The organism is Agrobacterium sp. NPDC090283, from assembly GCF_044769685.1.
Taxonomy (GTDB): Bacteria; Pseudomonadota; Alphaproteobacteria; order Rhizobiales; family Rhizobiaceae; genus Agrobacterium.
This window is the reverse complement of sequence record NZ_JBIVYG010000014.1, coordinates 142,045-163,748: the sequence shown is the minus strand read 5'-3', so window position 1 is coordinate 163,748 and position 21,704 is coordinate 142,045. Positions and strand designations below refer to the sequence as shown.

Below are 21,704 nucleotides of genomic sequence, written 5' to 3'. Positions count from 1 at the left end.
GGGCCCCATGACTACCCCCGCAACGCAGACCCTCGCCGGGTACATCATGAATGCGAGTTTTGAGAACCTTCCGTCGGACGTCGTAGAGAAAGCAAAGCTCTGCCTGATGGACTCCGTCGGGTGCTTTTTCGGCGGTCATCAATCCCCGGTCGCTCCGGGTCTGGAACGGCTGTCGGCGGATATCGCCGGAGGGTCCGCCGAAGCGCCCTGTCAGGATCCCGCCTGGCAGGCATTTCATTACGCGACTTTGGCCAACGCCCTTGACCTTGATGACATCTACTGGAAGGGGCATCCCGGGGCAACAGTGGTTGCTGCCGCACTCGCGCTTGCCAACCGTTCGCGCTCCACAGGGCGCGACCTGATTGCTGCAATCGTCGCCGGGTATGAGGTGGGATGCCGCATCGGTATGTCGCTCGTCCACAACACGCCGCGCAAGACAGTCCATGGCCATGGCACCTGGCAAATATTCGGCGCGGCCGCCGCATCGGCGAAACTGCTGAAACTCGATCATCAGCAAACGGCCCATGCCCTGGCGATCGCGGCTGTCAATGCTCCTGTTGCGTCGGTCATGAAGACCGTTTACGGGGCCACACCGACAATGGCGAAAAACAATTTTGCGACCGCAGCAATGGGCGGCGTCAACGCAGCCTTTCTTGCTCGCGCCGGATTTGAGGGGCCGCTTGACGTTTTCGAAGGGGAAAGCGGTTTCTGGCGCATGGCGGGGGCGGACGGCGTCGACCTGTCGCGGCTGAACATCGGTCCCGATATGCGCTACGAAATACGAGACGTCGGCTTCAAGGCGTTCAGCTGCTGCAGGATCATCCAAAGCAGCGTCGAAGCTGCTGTTGAGGCGTTCGCCATCGGGGCTGTTGACGGGACCGGTCATGACGTCAGGGAGATCGAGGTCTTCGCTTCCGAGATCGTCTGCCGTGCCCCGTTCAATGATCCCGAACCTCGCGATATCTGGGCGGCCCAGTTCAGCGCACCTTTTGCAATCGCCATGGGCGTGCTCGGACACGCCGCTGGTCCGGAATGGTTTGCGCCTTCGCGTTTCCTGGATCAAACAGTGCGCAAGCTGACGGCAAAAATCCGGCTCTTTCCTCTGAGGTCCACGGATCGATCGAGCCACCACCACGCTGCAAAGGTTCGTCTTCACCTGCTCGATGGCCGCGTCGTGGAGGCCACTGTCGAGGTTGCAAAGGGCGATGCTGCCAATCCACTCACACCTTCGTTCCTGGAGGAGAAGTTTTTGCGCCTGTCTGCGGGGCGTTTGCACGGAAACGGAAGACTGGAAATGCTCCAGTTCCTCAAGCATCTTGAGTTGAAAGACGACCTGCGGTTTCTGCTCGATAGGATCCGCGCACCAGGAGGCTCGCCTCAATCTGGGGACAGTCCTATATAACCGGAATGCATATTGTTGCATAAAAGATAGCTAATCTTGGCTTTATTTCCCGCCGATTCCTGCTGAAATCGTCTTGCTCGATGTTCGAGGAGGAGCACGCATGAGTGGAGGAATTATCAGTCCAAGCCTGTCAGACATACCGTGTTACTCCGCGACAGAGATCGCCAGGGACGGGGCTCTGCTTGATGGAAAAATCGTCCATGAGGTCGCCGGCAAAGCATGGGACGACATTGCCCGCGGTTCCGCTTACGGCACGAAATCGGTGCTTTCCATCACGCCCGGGGAGATCGACAGGCATCCCTTGATCAAGGATGCAGGTTCGCTGGAGGAGCGCCTTGGCTGGAAGTTATCCTGCCTTTCAAGCGTCAACAGCCGCTACGGGGCAGTGAAAATCGTTGGCGCAAACGCCCTCAATCGCCAGTTCGGTCTTCCACGGTCACGGTCCACAATTATCCTCATGGACAAATTTACCCTTCTTCCTCTTTGCCTGCTCGATGGAACCGACATATCCGCCGCCCGGACGGCGAGTTATGCGACGCTTGTTCTTGAGCGATTGCTTGCGCCCCGTCGGGATGTGTCTGTCTTCCTGTTCGGCGCCGGACCAATTGCCGAGAAAATTATACTGGCGCTTGATCGATGCCACGGGGAGAGGGTTCGCGAGGTCCTTGTCCGTAGCCGGACAGTCGACTCAGCCATACGGCTCGCGAGATCGCTGGGAGAAACGGTAACCTTCGATATCATGCCTGTTCGGGACAACTGCGATCTCGGTCGATGCGATTTTGTGATTACTGCATCAAACGCGAAGGCTCCCGTTTTCGAGGCCAGTGAGATAGGCGACGCTGCCGTGCTTCATCTTGGTGGGGATGAAACACCCCCCGCACATCTGGAACGGGCGCTGCGGTGCGGTCGTGTTCTGTGTGACGACGTGGCGATGGTGTCGCGCCGTGGTTCGCAAAGCCTTGCGCTTCACTTCTCGCGAAAGGGGACGACGCTGGAGCAATTGGGATCCGTGCTGGGCATCCGTCCAATCACGGCGATCATGGATCCTTCGGAAATCGGACAGGAAAAACCTGTCCACATCACCTGTGTCGGTCTGCCTATGCTGGACCTTTATGTGGCCGCCCATGTCTATGAGACCTTGTCGGGCATCACAAACGATAGCGCCGGCGAAGCGACGGTTGCAGAAGCGACCCACTGAGAGATGCTCCCATGTATATGACGAAGCTTCTCGCCGAATGCATTGCTGACCGTGTTTTCGATGCCGTGCCTGTGGAGGTCAGGAACAAGGCGCTCTGCTGCCTGTTCGACGCCGCGACCTGCGCCCTCGCCGGCAAATTTGCCACCGGGTCGACCAGCGCCAGATTGGTTGCAACCCGAATTTTTGGTCCCGGAAACGCACCTCTCTGGTTTTCGGACCGTCGATTATCGACCACCGGCGCCGCCTTTGCCAATTCGGCTTCTGTCTGCGCCCTTGATTTCGATGATGGTCATCGTGCCGCCCGCGGACATCCAGGTGCTGCGGTGATCCCCGCTGTTCTGGCCGCCTATACGGACAGTGAAATCGACCCGGACGAACTCGTCGCTGCGATCGTGGCCGGCTACGAGATCGCCATCCGGATCGCCGCCGCACAAAATCCTGAAAACATAAAAAGTCGCCAAAGCGGTCTCTGGGCCGGCTACGGCACCGTCGCTGCAGCCGGCAGTATCCATCGCACAGGTCGGGATCATCTCGCCCATGCCCTGGCGATCAATGGTGTGTGGGCCCCCAATCAGGCCGCAAATGGAAGTTCCGGCTATTCGAAGCTCACCGGAAATCATGCGAAAGAAGGAATCCCGTGGAGTGTCGTCACTGGCCTCACCGCACTCGAACTGGCCGAAGAGGGATTTACGGGTCCGGAAGACATTCTCGATCACGCGTCCCACTTCAATAGGGATCGTATCGAGAACGGGCTTGGTCTGACCTGGGAAATCCTGGGAACCTATTTCAAGCCGTATTCCTGTTGCCGCTATATCCACCCCGCCATCGATGCAACGCTGGACCTCATGCAAAGCCAGAGACTAGAGCCGAAAGACGTGCTGTCGGTCGAGGTCCACACATTCCAATGGGCTCAGCGACTGCAAAACAAAGTCATGCCGAAAACCCTTGTGGAGGCTCAATACAGTTTGCCTTTTTGTCTGGCCGCGGCCGTCCGTCACGGTGCCTCCTCGCTCGCGCCCACCGATGAGCAACTTCTCGATGACCGGGAAATCTGTTCCCTTGCTGGTGCCGTCACCTTGACGGTCGATGATCAGATCGACCAAAAGTTTCCGGCAGAAACGTTGGCGCGGGTGACATTGACCACTCCGTCGGGCGATATAACGTCCACCACCGCGATGCCGCGTGGCGATGCGGGCCGACCGATGCTTTGGGACGAACTCGAGGACAAGTTTCGTCAGGTTTGCAGAGGAAAAATGAGTACAGCGCGTGAGGACGTTTTCGACAGGGCAATTAACCAGCTCAAATCCGGTGATCCTCTGCCGTTCCTGCGAGAGATTTCGGCCGACCTGTGATTATTGATCCCACCGCTCGGCCGTAGAAGTGCCCGGACCATTGCTATTGATCGTTCCATTCCAGACCACAACCTTGCCACGGATGATGACGTGACGGACGCGGCCCAGATTGAAGCTATCGACGACTACGAGATCCGCGCGCCTGCCCTTCTCGATCAAGCCACGATCGCCTGCCAGTTGAGGAAAGGTGCGTGCGACGTTCCCGGTCGCCAAAGCGACAGCTGCGACCGGAGACATTTGCCTTTTGTGAACAATGCGCTGGAGTGCCACGAGGATGCTATCCCAATGGCCGCCGGCATAGTCAGTCGAGACCGTATCGACGCATCCGGCTTCGATCAGGGCGTCGAAATTTACCGGATTATTCCGCCAACGAGTCTGGATGCTGTCGAGCGTTGAGACATCGATGGTGACGCCACGCCGTCGCAGTTCGTGGGCGAATGAAACGGATTCATCCGGCAGAAACATCGGATGGTTCGAATGACCTGCTACGATGTTTGCGTGGGGATATTTCTCAGCGACTTCGATCAAGCGTTGGACCGACGGCGCAGAACTGTGAAAAATCGCCGGGAAGCCGACACGCGCGGCTTCTCGCGCCACTTCCTCAAAGCCTCTGAGCGCAAGATCGACCGGTGGCATTACGGAAGCGAGAATGACCTGACGCACGGTTCGCGCGCTGCAGACATCGGACAGACCGCATTCGTCGAGTATCGACTGCAATTCGTCATCGGAAACCCCGTCCTCGACTTTAAGGTATCGGCCGACCACGGCATTTCGCAACTGACGTGAAACCAGAGGCGACACTTCCCGTCCCGTCACCCGTTTCATCGCCTCGGGGATGAAACGGTACTCCTGCGCTCCGCCGCCCAGCGTCTGGCCCCCGCCAACCTCGCCAAGCGCTTTTGCTCCTTGCGACAAAGCTTCGTCGACGGATGCATGTCTATGCCGTTCGGATAGACCGGCGCCATCGATCGCCAGGGCCGCTTCGATATTGGAAGGGGTGTGAGCGGTAGAGATATGGACATCAAGCGGATGTGCATCGCCCGCAAACGCCTCATCAGACAACGCCAAACCGCATACATTCAATAACGTGGTCGTCCCCTCGAGGAGGTGTCTGTTCCTGTTCCAGACAATCACTTGCCCGTCGACAGGGAACGACCCGCTCGGCATGGATGGGCCGCTGACGCAGCCATGGGCATGCGCGTTGATAACGCCCGGGATAACCGTGTGGCCGTGAGCGTCGATGACATCGACCTCGTCAGGATTGACGGATATATTTCCTGGCTGGACGAACGCAATTCTGCCCTCGCCGATACCGATGGAAGCGTTTTCATGAAATGTGGCACCATCTCCCGTTATCACGCAAGCGCCGCGTATGATCCTGTCGAGCCGATTAGACATTGCGATCGTCTCCAAAAGCGGCTGGAGCTTCAGGCGATTCCAGAATGTAGCCGACTCCCCGGACGGTGCGGATAAGGTCGGGTTGGCCCTTCCGGTTCAGTCTCTTTCGTAATCGGCCCATATGGACGTTCAGAGTGCGCTCTTCGACATGATGCAGGCCGGGCCACACCGCAGTTATCAGTTCTGCGCGCCTGCAAATCTCGGTCGGTCGCTCCATCAGGCAGGACAAGACAGAAAATTCCAGCGGTCCCAGGTGAATGTTCAGACCATTTCTTGAAACGCGATGATGCTCGAAATCAATCTCGATGCCGCCGTAGGATAGCTGACCTGATCGCGCTCGAGGCAGGGTCCGGCTGAGCGCAGTCTTGCGCAGGTATTCAAGCAGCTTGATCGGCGCAAAGGGCCGAACGAAACACTCTTCTGCGCCGGCCCGCTGCATATCGACATATTGCCCCTCGCCGCCCGCACCAATGATTGCGAGGACGGGAACGCTCGCCGTACGATGATTCCCCTTGATCCTGGCACACACCTCAACCGCCGGAAAGGGATCAGGCCGGCAGTCAAGCAGTACAGCCCTGACCTGGTGATCGTCGGTAAGATGGGACATCTCCTCGACGCCTCTGGCCATTCGAGCCTGATAACCCTCAACTTCCAGAATGTGTGAAAGGAGGAGAAAGAAGTCCGCATCAACCGAACCGATCAGGATCAATTTTTTCATGAAATGCCCTTTGCGTCGGCAGCAGCCCTGAACGCAAGGCGGTTGTTCCCTGCGTTGAGCCATTTTCTCTACCATCGATATATCAATTTCCCTCAATTTGGCTATGAAATCGACTACTAGAAGTAGTAGTCGCCAAATATGACGTAATGTGACATGTTTTAAATTTGGCTTTGCCAACGGGGAGACGATGGCTACCAACACAGGTTGCCTGGAACCGGTCATTCCGCCAAAGTTGCGCGGATAGCCGAACAATAAGTTGAGACGCGCTAAAAGCCTGCCACGGCTTCGACCGAAAGGTGAGCGGCAAGAACATGAGACGCGGGTTGGTCGAAAAACGCCGGCACGTTGTCCGCTGAGCGCCTGTGGGGAGCGAGATGCTTCTCGTTCTGCGCCGCGACACCTCCCCCTCACATCGGAAAGGGTTCCCGCATGAAAACAGTATCTGCGAATCTCGCTGAAGCCATCGAGGCAATCACAGATGCCCCCACAGTCTATGAGGCCCTTTTTTCTGTTCAGGAAATTTACGACCTAGATTTCGTCACCTACCATTTGACCGCAACCGTGATCAGCGACCTTGATGCACCCTTTGTTCAGTCAACCTACAGTCCGGAATGGATCGCACGGTATTTCCTGAAGCGATATGTCCAGGTGGATCCTGTTGTGCAACAGGGCTTTTTACGGCAGCTTCCATTCGACTGGCGTGAATTCGAAATGACGCCCGAAATTGCAGCGTTCTTTGATGACGCCTGGCAACATGGCGTCGGAGAGTTCGGTTATTCGATCCCCATTACTGACAGGGTCGGCCGGCGCGCGATTTTCTCCGTCAATGCGGCACACGACCCGAAAAGCTGGGACAAACTCGTTGCAGGTAACCGGTCGGACTGGATCGAAATCGCATATCAGATTCATATGAAGGCGATCACGGAGATTCATGGAGGAGAAGACCCTGTTCCGGGCCTCAGCGCCCGTGAACGGGAGTGCCTGTCGTGGGTGGCACGCGGAAAAGACCACAAGGATATTGCACTCATTCTCGGTATTTCCGAGCATACAGCAAGGAGCTACCTCAAGTCTGGCCGGTTGAAGCTCGGATGCGCAACTATTTCGTCTGCCGCAGTCCAGGCGATGAAATTCAGGCTGATCACCATTTGATGCAGCAACTCGAACCTGGCTTTCCACCCCGTGGCACAACAGCCATAGACCTCTAACTTTCCGCGCAATACCTCAATTGTTTGTGCCCATCCGTAGCAATGGGCAAGCCGGGATTTACGTGCATTCTGTCCGACACATGATCGGAGATTGGCGCGTGTTCCTTCTCATCCAACCCTATCAATATCACCGGTACGCGGGCCTGCTGGAGCAATCGTTCCGATTGCGGAAACGGGTTTTTCACGATTGTCTTGGCTGGCAGGTCGATGTGCATCGCGGCCTTGAACGGGACGCTTATGACGGTTTGGGCGCCGTCTACCTGGTCTGGTGCGACAAGGACGCGCGACATCTCTATGGCACGGTGCGGCTCATGCCGACGACAGGGCCGACATTGCTGCATGATGTGTTCAGGCGAACGTTGGCGGGAAAGAATCTGGTGTCTCCCGTCGCATGGGAGGGGACGCGAATGTGTCTCGATGTCGACCTCCTGAGAACGGCACAACCGAGGCTCGGCCCACCAAGGGCTTTCGGGCTCCTTTTGCTGGCCTTGTTCGAATGCGCCTTCGTGCATGGCATCAAGACACTTGTGTCGAATTACGAGCCACCAATGAAAAGAGTATATCGGCGAGCAGGATTGATCGTGGAGGAGATCGGCCGTGCTGACGGTTTCGGCCGGCTCCCGGTGTGTTGCGGCGCGTTCGACGTTTCAGACGAAACCCTTCAGCAAATGCGAACAGTCCTTCGAATTGCGCACCCCTTGTACACACCCTCTTTGCCCAAGGCTGCGGGAGCGGCCGCGGTACAAAGGTTCCAACGCCTGGACCATGTCAAAAGGCCGGCAAAAATCGAGAATCTCGGGACCCTCCAATGGTGCTCAATGGCAAAAGCGCCGCTCGAGCCGGTGGGACAAGACGCGGGATGAACGCTTGGCTACGCAAATTGATCGATATGACATCCATGATGAAAACTAGCCGCGCCACGGCCGAACTGCTTGATCATCTGACCCGGGAACTGGGATTTGACTTTTACCATGTGGTGACCGTCCGTCATCCCGGCTTGGGAAATTCCATCTTGTCCAATGCCCCAAAGGAGTGGCTGGACGTATATCGGCAGGAGCGTTTCGACAGGATCGATCCAGTCCTGACCCACGCCCGTGAAATAATGGCGCCATTCGTCTTTGATTTTGAGCATGAAGGAAAAGTTGCGCGCAGACCCCACCAGACATTCTATTCCAGTGCCGACGAGGCCGGCATCAGGGCCGGCATATGCATGCCCGTGATGGCGCCATTCAGCGATTTCTTCACCCTTTCACTTTTCTCCGGTGATGTGGCCTTGCCCCAAAAATACCAACTGCAACCCGTTTTGAGTGCAAACGCTGTGGGGTTACTCCACATGTGCGTGGAGGCAACCGAGGCGGCGTCGATCAGAGCGCCGGCCATCGAACTGACGGCGCGGCAGTCAATGGTGCTCAAGTGGGCCGCTGAAGGGAAAACGACGCAGGAGATAGCCCTCCTTGAGAACATGACACATCATACCGTCAATTTTCACATGAAGAACATTCGACAGAAACTTAAGACCGTCACCCTTCCCCAGACGACTGCATTGGCCACAAAGCTGAAACTGATCTAAGGTACGTTGTGTTGCTGTATCGGTCGTCGTCATCCGCAAAAGAAGTGTTCGTTATCCCGGATCGCTGATAGTTAGGTTTGCTCCCCGGCAGAACATGCAGATAAAGGGCTGGAACTCGATCGGCAAAAAGACCGGCAAATGCATTGCCGAAATGTTGCCCTATCGCTATGTTCCAAAAAAGAATTATAGCGGCATAGAAAGCGGCAAAAATGGTTACGCTCGCAAGCATAGAGCCCCTGCTTCCGGACAGCAGCCGGGAACTTGAAGATCTGGCGATCGAACTGACGTCAGTTGCCAGTCGGTTCGCAGCGCGACTTCATCCCATCATGCGTGCTTCCGTCGGTGATCTCGTGCGCTCGATGAACTGCTATTACTCAAATCTCATCGAGGGACACAACACGCTACCAATCGATATCGATCGGGCCATGGCGGGCGATTTCGCTCGAGAACCGGAGAAGCGCAACCTTCAGCTCGAGGCCCGGGCCCATATCGAAGTGCAGCAGCTTATCGATAGGGGCGAAATGCCTTTCCCTGTGCTGTCGCTCGACGGCATCTGCTGGTTGCACGGTGAGTTCTGCCGCCGGCTGCCAGATGACCTGCTTCTTGTTCGCAATCCCGATACCGGCGAAGAAATCATTATGGTCCCGGGGCAGCTGAGAACGCGGCACGTCAAAGTCGGCGAACACATCGCTCCCGAACCGGAGATGATTGAACCGCTGCTCGCGAGGTTCGTTGAAGCCTACTCGTTCAAGATGCTGTCTAAACTCCAGAAGATCGTTGGGGTTGGGGCATCTCATCATCGTCTTGCATGGATCCATCCATTTTTCGATGGCAACGGACGTGTCTCTCGCCTGTTCTCCCACGCGTTGCTGCGCGACCTTGGGATTGGCTCGGAACTCTGGTCTGTGTCTCGCGGTCTTGCCAGAAACGTCTCCGACTATAAGCGTCTGCTCTCCCAAGCTGATCAGCCAAGACGCGGCGATCTGGATGGACGTGGCAACCTCACTGAGGCGGGCCTTGCCGAGTTCACGGCCTTCTTCCTCTCGTGCTGTCTCGATCAAGTCACATTCATGGAAGAGCTCCTCAAACCTGAGGAGCTCTTGAACCGCGTCGAGGTGTGGTGCAATGAGGAGGTGCAGATGCAGCGCCTTCCCAAGGGCAGCTGGCCTCTGTTGCGCGAGGCCATACTGACGGGAGAGTTCGCACGCTCGCAAGCACAGGCTTTGACCGGATATCAAGAGCGCCAGGCCCGAACCGTGTTGTCCAGTTTGTTGGACTGCGGCGTGCTCACGTCCCCGAGTTCAAAGGGCAAGGTGCGTCTCGGTTTCCCGGTCGATATCATCGAGCGGTGGCTTCCGCGCCTGTATCCGGCCGTTCGCTAGCGTTGGCCACTGTGTGCCATCGACGCGATCGATGTCATCCACGGCCTTGCCAAGCTCGCGAGAGATCATGGGATTGCTCTCGCTTCCCACGACGACGACTCGATTGAAAAGGTGAACTTCCTGAAAGCCCTCGGTGCTGCCATCTGTGAGTTCCCGATCACCCTGAAAGCTGCAATCGAAGCACGACGTCTCGGCATGGCTACGGCCATGGGTGCCCCGAATGCATTGCGTGATCCGCTCTTCGTCGATAAGGTGCAGGACATAGTTGGGCTTTACATGTAGCCGCCGGACCGGGCAGTCGTGCTGTGCTTGGATGAGAAATCGCAAATCCAGGCACTGGATCGCGAGCAGCCTGTTCTGCCCATGGCGCCGGGCGTCGCCGAACGACGCACCCATACCTTTGTCCGCAACGGCACGACATCCCTGCTCGCCGCTCTCGACGTTGCGACTGGCGCGATGATCGGCCAGTGCTACAAACGTCACCGGGCGACCGAATTTCTCAACTTCCTGAAGCGGATTGACGCTGAGATGCCCAAGGGACCGGACGTGCATCTGGTGATGGACAATTACGCGACCCACAAGACGCCGAGGATCAAGGCCTGGCTCACACGCCAACCACACTGGCATGTTCACTTCACGCCAACGTCGGCATCCTGGATCAACCAGGTCGAGCGGTGGTTCGCAGAGCTGACACGAAAGCAGTTGCAGTGCGGCGTACACCGTTCCACTGCAGAATTGGAGGCCGACATTGACGCCTTCATCGAAACCCATAACGAAAACCCCACCCCATACACGTGGGTCAAATCCGCCGACCAAATACTCGCCTCGGTCAAGCGCTTCTGCCAAAAAACAATGAGCCGAACTTCAGATTCAGGTGACTAGCCTCAACTACCGTTTTTCACGGCCTGCTGAAGCTTTTCGATGCGCTCCCGGCAGAGCGTCTCGATCAGGGCATGAAGTTCCGCAGTGCGCTCCTGGAGCCATTGAAGGGCTTCACCGGAAATCTCGAAGTGCTTCGAGTAGCGCGCCTTGACGTAGGCCTCGTTGAGAATGTTGTACCATGCCGTAAAACGCTGATGGTCACGCGGCCAGATGTCGACCAGCCGGCGATCACGATCCTCCGAAAGTCCGCGCAGGAATTTGAGGTTGTGCGAGGGCGGGGAGTAGTTGGTCAGCGTTAGAAGGTAGCAGGAATAGGCGGATTCGACAGCTTGATGGAGCTCAAAGGCGGCCCGCCGAGGATTATTTCGCTCCAGATAGAAGCCGACACCTGCGAGAAGGTCACCGATTTCCTGATTGTGGAGATCGAAATGTTCTTGCGCCACCCTGAGCGCATCGGCAGGGCTGAGCGGTTTCGGCTCAGCCAGCGGCCGGTCATCGAATTCGTAGAGGATGACGCCTTCGCGGGCGAGATCGACGAAGAAGTACTGCCCGTCATGCAGGAAGTTGCTGATCTCGCGGGCGCCATGCACGATGAGACCGACAGGTGTCTCGATCTCCTTGTCCCACATCACCCGGTCGGTCGCCTTGTCCCAGTATTTGGGGTCGGCCAGTTCCTTGTTGCTGACGATGACGAGGATATCGAAATCCGATCGATAGCCTTTCGACGTATGCGGTTCATCCACCCATGTGCCACGAGCGTAGGAACCGAACAGGATGATTTTATAGATCCGTCCGTCCTTCTTGGCATCGGACTTCGAACGCTCGACAATGCCTGCGAACTCTTCGTGGATGATCCGGACGACCCTTTCCAGCTCGCGCTGCTTTGCCTGCGGAAGATGTCCGATATCCGTTTTCATGGCCTCACCATCGATTCTTCTGAGGAGATATTCTAGCCGTTATCGGCAGACGATTGCTACTCCACATTGTTGTAGCCGCCGTGCCATCTGTTCCTACACTATGCAGGTCTCAACGGCCTGTCGCAATCATTGATCACGACCTGTTATTAATGACACATCTGGACCGAGGCGACCGATCACTCTATCCTTCGTGGTATTAGAGGCCTGCCTCGACCTTAATCGCGCGTCCGGCGAAAGGAACTAAAATGGATCTGCGCCAAATGAGCACATTCGTTGCCGTCGCAGAAGAACTGCATTTCGGGCGCGCCTCCATTCGACTCAACCTCGCCCAGCCTGCAGTCACGGCCCAGGTCCAGGCGATCGAGAAGGAACTGGGCCTCCCCCTTCTCATTCGTTCCACACGCCGGGTTCAGCTTACTCCCGCAGGCTCGGTTTTTTACGAGCGTTGCGTTCAGCTGCTTCGGGACGTCGACGAAAGTTGTGCCATCACACAGGCGGTTGCGGGCAAGGCTGCCAGCAAGATCACCATAGGCACAATTCATCCGGCAACCTTCGGTGTTCTGCCTGATTTTCTTACCCGAATTGGCCGACGCTATCCGGATATCCGCATTCACATCCGTAATGGCACAACCGAATCCATCGTACGGGACATTGAGCGCGGACAGGTCAATATCGGTTTCGTCCGGCCACTGGACAACAACGGCGCATTGCGATGGCAGGCGATAACAGAGGAGCGATATTTACTGGCCGTCTCCAAAGACAATGCTCTCGCTGAAGCCCAGACCGTCACGCTTGAGGACTTGCGCCGCCAGAAGATCATTTCCTTCTCGCGTTCGAACCTGTCCTACACGGAGCGATATTTTCTGGATACATACCGTGAGCATGATCTTTCCGAGCGGATCGTCTACACCTGCGACGACACACTTTCACTGATAGCTCTCGTTTCCGCAGGTGTTGGTGTCGGCTTCGTTCCGGAATGGGCGGCAAACCTGCCGAACAGGAACTTCCGTTTAAAGGCGGTGGAGGAGATCGATCTGCGCATCGGCCTTGGACTGGCCTGGAGCAACCAGGACCCGACCGCCAATCGTGACGACATCATCGACATCGGCCGCCAGCTCGCATCCACTATTGCGAAAGCGCCCGCTCGGAAACAGTACCGCAATTGAACCTCCGAAATAGCATGGCGGCAGGCCCCCCCGGGTTTCCCGTTTGCCGGACAGTCTTGGACGCCCTGGCACATGCGCCCATTATTCCTGTGCAACATAGAAAGAAGGCAGACCTGTCGTCGTAACCCCATTGCGCGACATTGCAGGGATCGGTGACCTTCAGACCAGCAACTTCGAACGAGCCCGTGACGCGGGAGGAAGCCGTCGGGTTACGTCTGACCACCGTAGCAGGGATGCTCCGCCGGCCTATAGCATTGCCTGTCTCCTATGCCGGCAATGAACTGGACACAGGTCTGCGGAGCATCGAGGCCGAAGGGATCGAATCCGGCCTTACAAAAGCCGGCAAGGCCTCCCATTTAAGCGATCCTTATAGAACCCACGCCGCCCTCCGCTCGGCGTAGCGGCCAGGCATGCCAACCGCGTGGCGATCCCTCATATGAGCGAGCACCGTTGTGGGTATTTCCCGTCATCAGGACCAACTGCATGCTGTCGTCCATCCCCCGCTGGGCGTCCCGTATGTCGTATATTGGACATATTGCCGAAGGGAGACACTTTTGACGGAGGATGAATGAGGTATCAAAACGTCTCGGAGGCCTTCATTGAGCTAGAGGCTGCGCCGGCGATAGCAAAGAAAATCTGCATGCAGAGCACAGATATCTGCCTGTCGATCATCGACAGGGACAGCGGCAGGCAACTCAACTTCGAGAACGGGTTTGCGATCATCAGAGTCGCTAACGATGGTCTCATCGTACGGGTCTCCGCCGGAGACCTGCTCACGTTCTACGGCATTCAAACGTTGATCGAGGGTCACTTGTGGGAGCTCGCGCCCAGCGCCGCAAGATCAGTGACATGGCTGCCAGCACCAGGGGCCCGGTCCGGGCAATTCCCGAGAGCAGCGACAACGGACATGAGAGAATGAAGTCCATTGGCTCCCTCGGATCAATACAGAAGATTTGCAGGGCGTAGCTGTCGAACCACCAAGTGGACCAGCGTCATGCAGTATTGTGCTTGGCACGGGCCTCGTCGCGAGCGGCTGCCGGCTGCCTCGATTTGACGTAATCAATCCCCTCAGCGACGTTTGTGATCTTCCACCAAACGTTTCGGTCCCGTCGTACCGATTCCTATCGAGTGAAAACACGGCCTCGTTCGATCGTGCGACGCTGGCGCTCGGCGATAATGTTCTGAGTGCTTTCTGCCCGCACCACCTGCTGCAGCACCTGCAGGCGGTCCCGCATCGCCTCGAAGGCGCGGCGTTGCATCGGTGAGACGAGATTGCCGGTATCCTTCTCACCCCTCAGGATCGCATTCCGGCCGAAACGCTCGTCGAGCGCCCGGCTGACCTCTGCAAACTCCCGGACGACACGTGGCTCAAGTGAACCCGCAGCAACACCGCGTCTGGTGTTCTTTTCCTTGTCCTTGTTCTGCCTGTTCACATCTGCCACCAGTTTCCGGAGGGCATCCTCGGCCGCCTGCGACAGCCCGGGGATGGCAACCGCCATGCGCCGACGGTCCTCGGTGACGGCTCGTGTCTCCGCATCAAGGGCTGTCGCCCACGACGCGCCGAGCGAACGCACGCGGCTGGCGGCTTCCGGTACAGCCTGGCGCGCTTCCTTGCGCTCGCGACCGGGGGCGAGCAGCCTGTCCATCAGGCGATCGGAGCCACGCAGCGCACCATAGGCAGAGGGATCGTTGCTGACCGCCGCGGCGATCCGCTCGCCGGCAAAGCCTTTTCCGACAAGCTCCTCGACCTTTCCGACCGCGCCTGCAGGATCGCGCCAGATGAGCGTCGCGGTCTCGGCAAGGGCTGCGCGATGGTGACGATAGTGCGCGACCGCGCCAGCACGGTTGCGCGCTTCTTCTTCCACCGGTGTCTTGAACTCGGTCACAGCGGCGAGCATCGGCAGCATGGGCATCGCTTCCTGTCCGACCTCGACGCTCGCGCCGGCAACGATCTTCGAACGGTCCTGTTTTTCGGCCAAATGCTGTTCCTCGGAAAAACGCCTGACGGCGGCGAACAGGCGGAGGATTTTCTCCCGGCGCTCCGGCGCGAGATCTTCCGGCATGCGCTCGGCGATGTTACGCTGGGCAACCACATCGGCCTTCGCGGTGAAGGCGCTCCAGCCGAAGCGTGCAGTCAAGGCGTCGTTGACGGCCTTGACCTCCTGAACCAGTTGGCGGTCCTCGACGGCATAGGCGAAAGCGGTCTTGTAGGCATCGTCCCCGCCCCGTTCGCGGATTCTCTCGATTTCGACGAGGCGTGCCATTGCCGGCTTCGACAGCATCGGGATCGACATGGACATATGGGCGCGTCGTTGCTGTTCGCGGATACCGAAGCGCTCGGCCTGCCGGCGGAATTCCGTGGCATGGGCACGAGCCAGCGGCAGCAGTTCCGACAGCGCGGCGATGGCCGTATTGCGTTCGCCACGAGCAGCACGACCTTCGACAGTAAGGTCGGAGCCGCGAAGGCAGCCAAGCCCACCTGGTGCAGTGGCGAGATTATCCGCAAGCTCACGCGGCTCGGTCGTCACATTCGATGCCAACGCATTCAAACGGGCAAGCGCTGTATCCGGATCGCGATAGATCCTCTCGAGGACCGGCCACAGGATCGCTTCCCGCTCTTTCCACCGGTCCGAGGCGATCTGCGCCCGCCGTGCATCCTCATCAACGCTGCGGGCAAAGTTGGTGCTGGGCGGGATCAGATATTTCTCTGTTGGCGGGATTTCCGTTGCCAGAGTTTCGGCTCGGTCTTCATTGTACGCAACACTCTGTTCGCGCTCGATCGCAAACCCGAGCGCAACACTCGCCCGCTCCCAAAGCTTTGCCACTTGCGCCCGCTTTTCCGCAACCCACGCCAGCCGCCGGGAAGCGCCCTCCTCCATTCCGGCCGCAGCCTTGGAGAGCGTGTCGATACCGCGCCGCTGCGCGAAATCCTGCGCCTGCGCCTGATAGCCCTCCTCGCTCTCGAAATCGAGTGTCGTGGTTTTCGCACCGGAGCGCGACAGGCGCTCGACAAGACGCCCGAACAGTTCCGGCCGGTGGCTCTCCTTCTCGATACGCTCCTGGCGAACTTCCGCGGATTCGATCTGCTTGGCCGTCCAGACATTGCGATCGACCTCGCGTTCCTCGGTGCGCTTCTCGCCCGTCTTCTCGTCAACGACCGTAATCTCGACCTTGACCTTCTCGACACCATCCTTGCGTAGCGTCACGGTGTCGCCCTCCGAGACACCCCCCTTCTTCAGCGCTTTCGGCAGGCTCGCGCCCCAGAGACGGTGGACGGTTCCGTCATCCGTCCTGAGGTCGGCATAGGGGCTCTCGTCGGCATCCTCGTCATCGGGCCGGAACTTCGCTTCGCCGGTTTCCACGAGCTCGCCAATGACACCAGCCGCATGATCAGCGCGCGGTTTCCATCCCCATTCCGGTTTCGCCTCGAAATCCTCTTTCGCGGCATAGAGGTCGGCGCCGTCGCGATGACGCGTCATCGATACATAGGTCAGGTGCTGGTCCATCATGCCGGTGGCGAGCACCAAGGTCCGATCGACGGTCGACCCTTGGGATTTATGAATAGTGGCGGCATAGCCATGATCGACATTGCGATAGCTGTTTTCGCTGATCACAACATCGCGGCCATTGTCGAGACGGACGGACAACAAGGCATCGCTACGTTTGTCGCCCGTGGAAATGACCGTGCCAAGCATGCCGTTCTTCACATATTGCGGACCGAGGCTTTTGGCCCGGGGTTCCGCGAAACGGGCATTTTCAAGAAAGATGATCCGGTCACCGGTAGCGAACTCCCGCTCACCGCGCTCTGTCTGGAACGAGCGACGATCGCTGAGTGCGCCGGCGTCGATCATCACCGATCGCAATGCCTCGTTCAGGCGCTTGACGTCCTCGTTGGTGTGGGCGAGCACGAGCAGCTCGTCGCCGCGAAGGTGGCCTTCGCGACCCTCCGAGAAGGAAGTCTCGATTGCCCGATTGCGCGCCTTTGTCCAGTCGGCGACCATCCGGCCGACGATCTCATCGCGCGTGTCCGCCTCGACCAGATGGCCATGTTGGGCATAGGCGTCGAGGCCCTTCTCGACCTCGCCGCGCGCAAAGAGCCGGGAGGCATCGCGCGCCCATTGTTCCTGCTGACGGCGGACGCCGGCGAGTTCAGCAAAGCCGATCCGCTCCGATATAGCCCGGAACGCAGCACCGGCCTGGATCGGCTGCAACTGCATGGCATCACCGACGAGGACGACTTTCGCCTCAGCCTCCTCGGCAGCCTTCAGCACGCGCGCCATCTGCTGCGACGACACCATGCCGGCTTCGTCGATGACCAGCACATTGCCGCGCTCGAGCAGATCGCGTCCGCTTGCCCAGGCCAGTTCCCATGACGCCAGCGTGCGTGACCTGATGCCGGAACTGTCTTCCAGCCCTTCGGCCGCCTTGCCGGCAAGTGCTGCTCCGACGACACGGCGACCGTCGCTTTCCCAGGCAACGCGCGCCGCCGCAAGCAGGGTCGACTTGCCCGCGCCGGCAAGACCGACCACCGCCGCGATACCGCTCTCGCCCGTGACATGACGGACCGCATCGACCTGCTCCGTATCGAGCCGGAACCGCTTTTCCGGATCAGCGGTCTCAACGGTCTCGACGGCGGCAGCGACTGCCTGAGACGAAACCACAAAACCCTTGCGCTCCGAAAGAATGCGTGCTGACTGCGCCATGTCATATTCGATGCGCAGCATATCGCGCGTCGTGAAGACGGCCGGTTCCGCCGCCTTTCCGCTCTCAGGATCGAACACCTGCGACTTCAGGGTTACGAGATCGTCCGACGCCATCAGGCGCGCCCGGATATTGGCGAAATCGACTGGATCGTCGACATAGCGATGCAGCGCCTTGGCGATCTCCTTTTCATCGAATGTCGAGCGCTCATTGCCGAGCTGCTTCAACAGAAGCTCCGGTTCCGCGAGCAATCGATCCGCCATGTCCTGCCGGCGGGCAAGATCGGCCGGCGCAAAATACATCTCGACGCCCTTGCGGGCGAGCGCTGCCTTTTCCGGACCGAGATGTTTTTGCGCGATCCCGTCGAGACCCTGTTCCGCATAGGAACGCCCATCGAGACGGATCTCATGACCGGCAAGCGCCAGATGCCGATTGGCCGTGTCCGCCCAGGCAATCTTCCATGCCTTCATGGTTTCCTTATCACCGGCCCAGAGCTTGTAGACGATCTTGCCGTTCGGCCGATCCGGCGTGACGACGCGCAGCGGCTCGCCATCCTCGCCAAGCACAGCAACCTTCTTCGGGCCGAAACCCTCCTCCGTCAGGGGACGCAGCGTCGTCATCAGATGGATATGCGGATTGCCGTCCTTGTCGTGATAGACCCAATCCGCGACCATCCCCTTGGACGTAAAATTGTCTTGCACGAACTCGCGCACCAGGGCGATGTTCTCCGCCCGCGTCAGTTCCTCCGGCAGGGCGATGATCAACTCGCGCGCAAGCTGGGCGTCCGCCCGTGTCTCGAAGGCGTCGACGGCATTCCAGAGCGCCTCGCTAGCGCCGGCGACGGATTTCCCTGCGATCGCCATCTTCAGCCAGGCCGGGATCTGGTCGGGCAGCGCCAGTTCCTCGTGCATCAGTTCGGACGCCCCTCCCCGATAGCTGAAGGACGTCCCGGCCTGCTCGTCCATCATCCGGGCACGATGACGATAGGCGGCTGCCGAGACGATGCTGCGCCCCGCTCCCCTTCCGATCACCTGCGCTCTGACGAACATGATCGCCACTGACGCCTCCCAGCCTTTCAAGCACGTCGCGCCAGCGACGTATATTGCGCCCTCAAACCAATCGGGCCCTCAAACCAATCGGGCCGCAGGGCCGATACCGCTTTTCCGGAAGACGGCCGAGGCCGGAATTCCGGCATCGACGTTTTGGGGACTTGCACAAGGTAGCCTATTTTACTATCGCATTCTAGTCAGTTTAATCGACAGGTTGCAAGATCGTCATGACGGAGAAGGAGACAGATATGGCTGCTAAATCGTCAATTCTGGATATAGATGCCCAAATCGAGAAGCTGCGCGAACGCAGGCGTTCTCTGATAGTTAAATCCGCCGAGCGCTTTGCTCGCGCAGCGACGAAGGCGGGGCTGGCGGAGATGGAGATCGCCGATGAGGAGGTCGATCGCATCTTCGAGGAGATCGCCGCGCGATTTCGCAAAGAGGAGAAGAAAGGGGCTGCTGGCGCATCTGCTCCGGCGCGTCGATCAACGGATAGTGGGGCTGGAACGCCGGAGGCAGTTTCAAATGACGGCTGATCGCAAACAGGAGGCGCGGGAAAAATTCCTGCTTGGCGGCATCGTCGTCAAGGCAGGCTTGTCGAAGGCCGACCGGGCATTCCTGCTCGGCGGTCTGCTTGAACTCGCGGGCGTGACAGCGGGCTCTCCTGAACATCGGCGGCTGCGCGATATCGGCGAAGAAGCATTCAAGGCCCCGGCCCTCAAGGGAGAGATCGCGCGCGCCGGGGAGATGCTGGAATGGCATTGAAGGGAAAGCTGCATCCGAGCCTGTTGCTGGTCCTCGTGCCGATCGTGGTCACGGCGGTCACCGTCCATATCGTCGGCTGGCGATGGACAGGACTGGCGACCGGCATGTCAGGCAAGACCGAATACTGGTTCCTGCGCACGGCTCCGTTGCCGGCGCTTCTGTTCGGGCCGCTCGCCGGCCTGCTGACGGTTTGGATGCTACCCATGCATCACCGACGACCGATCGCCATGATGAGCCTCTTGTGCTTTCTCGGCGTCGTCGGCTTCTATGGCCTCAGGGAATACGGGCGGCTCGCTCCTGCCGTCGAGCGCGGTCTCGTCGGTTGGGACTATGCGCTTTCCTATCTCGACATGGTGGTCGTGATGGGAGCGCTGTGCGGCTTCATGGCGGTCGCCGCCTCGGCCCGCATCTCCACCGTCGTGCCCGAACAGGTCAAGCGCGCACGGCGGGCAACCTTCGGCGACGCCGATTGGCTCTCGATGTCGGCCGCCGGAAACCTCTTTCCGCCGGATGGCGAAATTGTCGTCGGCGAGCGTTACCGCGTCGACAAGGAAATCGTCCATGAACTGCCTTTCGATCCGAACGATCGCTCGACATGGGGACAAGGCGGCAAGGCCCCGCTCCTCACCTACAGCCAAGATTTCGATTCCACCCATATGCTGTTCTTCGCCGGATCGGGTGGATACAAGACAACCAGCAACGTCGTGCCGACGGCGCTGCGCTATACAGGACCACTGATCTGCCTCGATCCGTCAACCGAGGTTGCGCCCATGGTGGTCGAACATCGCACCCGCGTCCTCGGCCGTGAGGTCATGGTGCTTGATCCGACGAACCCGATCATGGGCTTCAACGTGCTCGACGGCATCGAGACGTCGAAGCACAAGGAAGAGGATATCGTCGGCGTCGCCCATTTGCTCCTGTCGGAGAGCGCGCGCTTCGAAAGTTCGACCGGCTCCTACTTCCAAAGCCAGGCGCACAATCTTCTGACGGGGCTGCTCGCCCACGTCATGCTGTCGCCGGACTATGCCGGCAGGCGAAATCTGCGCAGCCTGCGCCAGATCGTGTCCGAACCCGAGCCGTCGGTGCTGGCGATGCTGCGCGACATTCAGGAGAATTCGGCCTCAGTCTTCACCCGCGAAACGTTGGGCGTGTTCACCAACATGACCGAGCAGACATTCTCCGGCGTTTATTCGACGGCATCGAAGGATACGCAATGGCTATCGCTCGACAGCTATGCCGCACTGGTTTGTGGCAATGCCTTCAAATCAAGCGATATCATTACTGGCAAGAAGGACGTCTTCCTGAATATCCCGGCGTCGATCCTGCGATCCTATCCGGGTATCGGCCGGGTGATCATCGGCGCGCTGATCAATGCGATGATTGAGGCCAACGGCGGTTTCAAGCGGCGGGCGCTCTTCATGCTCGATGAAGTCGACCTGCTCGGCTACATGCGCGTTCTCGAAGAGGCGCGCGATCGTGGCCGCAAGTATGGGATATCGATGATGCTGATGTACCAGTCGGTCGGTCAGCTTGAGCGGCATTTCGGGAAGGATGGTGCGACCTCATGGATCGATGGTTGCGCCTTCGCCTCCTATGCGGCGATCAAGGCGCTCGACACGGCTCGCAACGTCTCGGCGCAATGCGGCGAGATGACGGTCGAGGTGAAGGGGAGCTCCCGTAACATTGGTTGGGATACGAAGAACAACGCGTCGCGCAAATCGGAGAATGTGAATTTCCAGCGACGGCCCCTGATCATGCCGCACGAGATCACGCAGTCGATGCGTAAGGACGAACAGATCATCATCGTGCAGGGGCATAGCCCTATCCGCTGCGGCCGCGCGATCTACTTTCGCCGAAAGGACATGGATGCGGCCGCCAAGGCTAATCGGTTCGTCAAGCTCAGTCCGTAAGTGCTGGACCGTGTCCAAGGGCCTCGCCCACTCCTTTTTTCCCGGAGCAACCGGCAAACTGCTGCGGAACAAACCCACCAATCATCATC

Annotated in this window: 16 protein-coding genes and 1 pseudogene; 13 read left to right on the top strand and 4 right to left on the bottom strand. The window is 58.8% G+C overall.

Annotated elements, in window-relative coordinates:
* The first annotated feature begins 7 nt into the window (after window positions 1-7).
* The 3 genes from ACIQUH_RS19750 to ACIQUH_RS19740 all read left to right on the top strand — a co-directional run bounded on the left by ACIQUH_RS19750 (window position 8) and on the right by ACIQUH_RS19740 (window position 3,952).
* The gene (locus ACIQUH_RS19750) at window positions 8-1,402 is read left to right on the top strand and encodes an MmgE/PrpD family protein (RefSeq protein WP_400818033.1); all 1,395 of its coding nucleotides are present in this window, start codon (window positions 8-10) and stop codon (window positions 1,400-1,402) included.
* A gap of 100 nt (window positions 1,403-1,502) precedes the next feature.
* Window positions 1,503-2,600: an ornithine cyclodeaminase gene (locus ACIQUH_RS19745; protein ID WP_400818031.1), complete on the top strand. Its 1,098-nt coding sequence runs from the start codon at window positions 1,503-1,505 to the stop codon at window positions 2,598-2,600.
* Between the two features lie 11 nt (window positions 2,601-2,611).
* Window positions 2,612-3,952: an MmgE/PrpD family protein gene (locus ACIQUH_RS19740; protein WP_400818029.1), complete on the top strand. Its 1,341-nt coding sequence runs from the start codon at window positions 2,612-2,614 to the stop codon at window positions 3,950-3,952.
* Here ACIQUH_RS19740 and ACIQUH_RS19735 read toward each other — a convergent pair whose 3' ends face one another.
* Both ACIQUH_RS19735 and ACIQUH_RS19730 read right to left on the bottom strand, forming a co-directional pair.
* Window positions 3,953-5,350 carry an amidohydrolase family protein gene (locus ACIQUH_RS19735; RefSeq protein WP_400818027.1) on the bottom strand — a complete coding sequence of 466 codons (1,398 nt, stop codon included), beginning with the start codon at window positions 5,348-5,350 and terminating at the stop codon, window positions 3,953-3,955. It lies immediately after the preceding gene.
* Window positions 5,343-6,068: a response regulator transcription factor gene (locus tag ACIQUH_RS19730; RefSeq protein ID WP_400818025.1), complete on the bottom strand. Its 726-nt coding sequence runs from the start codon at window positions 6,066-6,068 to the stop codon at window positions 5,343-5,345. Before ACIQUH_RS19730 ends, ACIQUH_RS19735 begins: the two co-directional genes overlap by 8 nt.
* A 429-nt stretch (window positions 6,069-6,497) precedes the next feature.
* On the opposite strand from ACIQUH_RS19730, the gene ACIQUH_RS19725 reads away from it, so the two are divergent.
* From ACIQUH_RS19725 to ACIQUH_RS19705, 5 genes and pseudogenes are all read left to right on the top strand, one after another.
* Window positions 6,498-7,217, top strand: a complete 720-nt coding sequence (locus tag ACIQUH_RS19725; protein WP_400818023.1) for an autoinducer binding domain-containing protein — start codon at window positions 6,498-6,500, stop codon at window positions 7,215-7,217.
* Window positions 7,218-7,371: 154 nt separating this feature from the next.
* Window positions 7,372-8,136: an acyl-homoserine-lactone synthase gene (locus ACIQUH_RS19720; protein ID WP_400818021.1), complete on the top strand. Its 765-nt coding sequence runs from the start codon at window positions 7,372-7,374 to the stop codon at window positions 8,134-8,136.
* 26 nt (window positions 8,137-8,162) lie between these two features.
* Complete coding sequence (locus ACIQUH_RS19715; protein ID WP_400818052.1) at window positions 8,163-8,843, top strand: autoinducer binding domain-containing protein; 681 nt, start codon at window positions 8,163-8,165, stop codon at window positions 8,841-8,843.
* A 209-nt stretch (window positions 8,844-9,052) separates the two neighbouring features.
* A complete protein-coding gene (locus tag ACIQUH_RS19710) occupies window positions 9,053-10,225 on the top strand; it encodes a Fic family protein (RefSeq protein ID WP_400818019.1) in 1,173 nt (390 codons plus the stop codon).
* 231 nt (window positions 10,226-10,456) lie between these two features.
* Window positions 10,457-11,107 (top strand): annotated as a pseudogene (locus ACIQUH_RS19705) (IS630 family transposase); the annotation flags it as partial.
* Window positions 11,108-11,109: 2 nt separating this feature from the next.
* Here ACIQUH_RS19705 and ACIQUH_RS19700 read toward each other — a convergent pair.
* Complete coding sequence (locus ACIQUH_RS19700; protein WP_400818017.1) at window positions 11,110-12,024, bottom strand: nucleotidyltransferase and HEPN domain-containing protein; 915 nt, start codon at window positions 12,022-12,024, stop codon at window positions 11,110-11,112.
* Window positions 12,025-12,269: 245 nt separating this feature from the next.
* On the opposite strand from ACIQUH_RS19700, the gene ACIQUH_RS19695 reads away from it, so the two are divergent.
* Window positions 12,270-13,190 (top strand): LysR family transcriptional regulator, encoded by a 921-nt coding sequence (locus ACIQUH_RS19695; RefSeq protein WP_400818015.1) that lies wholly within the window; start codon window positions 12,270-12,272, stop codon window positions 13,188-13,190.
* 568 nt (window positions 13,191-13,758) lie between these two features.
* A complete protein-coding gene (locus ACIQUH_RS19690) occupies window positions 13,759-14,109 on the top strand; it encodes a hypothetical protein (RefSeq protein ID WP_400818013.1) in 351 nt (116 codons plus the stop codon).
* A gap of 202 nt (window positions 14,110-14,311) precedes the next feature.
* Here ACIQUH_RS19690 and traA read toward each other — a convergent pair whose 3' ends face one another.
* Window positions 14,312-18,949 carry a Ti-type conjugative transfer relaxase TraA gene (gene traA / locus ACIQUH_RS19685; RefSeq protein ID WP_400818011.1) on the bottom strand — a complete coding sequence of 1,546 codons (4,638 nt, stop codon included), beginning with the start codon at window positions 18,947-18,949 and terminating at the stop codon, window positions 14,312-14,314.
* Between the two features lie 239 nt (window positions 18,950-19,188).
* Between traA and ACIQUH_RS19680 the strand changes: the two genes are divergently transcribed.
* From ACIQUH_RS19680 to traG, 3 genes are read left to right on the top strand one after another with little or no spacing between them, the layout of a single operon-like run.
* Window positions 19,189-19,476, top strand: coding sequence for a TraC family protein (locus ACIQUH_RS19680; RefSeq protein WP_400818009.1), 288 nt, complete (start codon window positions 19,189-19,191; stop codon window positions 19,474-19,476).
* Window positions 19,466-19,705, top strand: a complete 240-nt coding sequence (locus ACIQUH_RS19675) for a conjugal transfer protein TraD (RefSeq protein ID WP_400818007.1) — start codon at window positions 19,466-19,468, stop codon at window positions 19,703-19,705. The genes ACIQUH_RS19680 and ACIQUH_RS19675 overlap by 11 nt, the downstream gene beginning before the upstream one ends.
* Window positions 19,696-21,615, top strand: a complete 1,920-nt coding sequence (gene traG, locus ACIQUH_RS19670; protein ID WP_400818005.1) for a Ti-type conjugative transfer system protein TraG — start codon at window positions 19,696-19,698, stop codon at window positions 21,613-21,615. Before ACIQUH_RS19675 ends, traG begins: the two co-directional genes overlap by 10 nt.
* The last annotated feature ends 89 nt before the right edge of the window (window positions 21,616-21,704 follow it).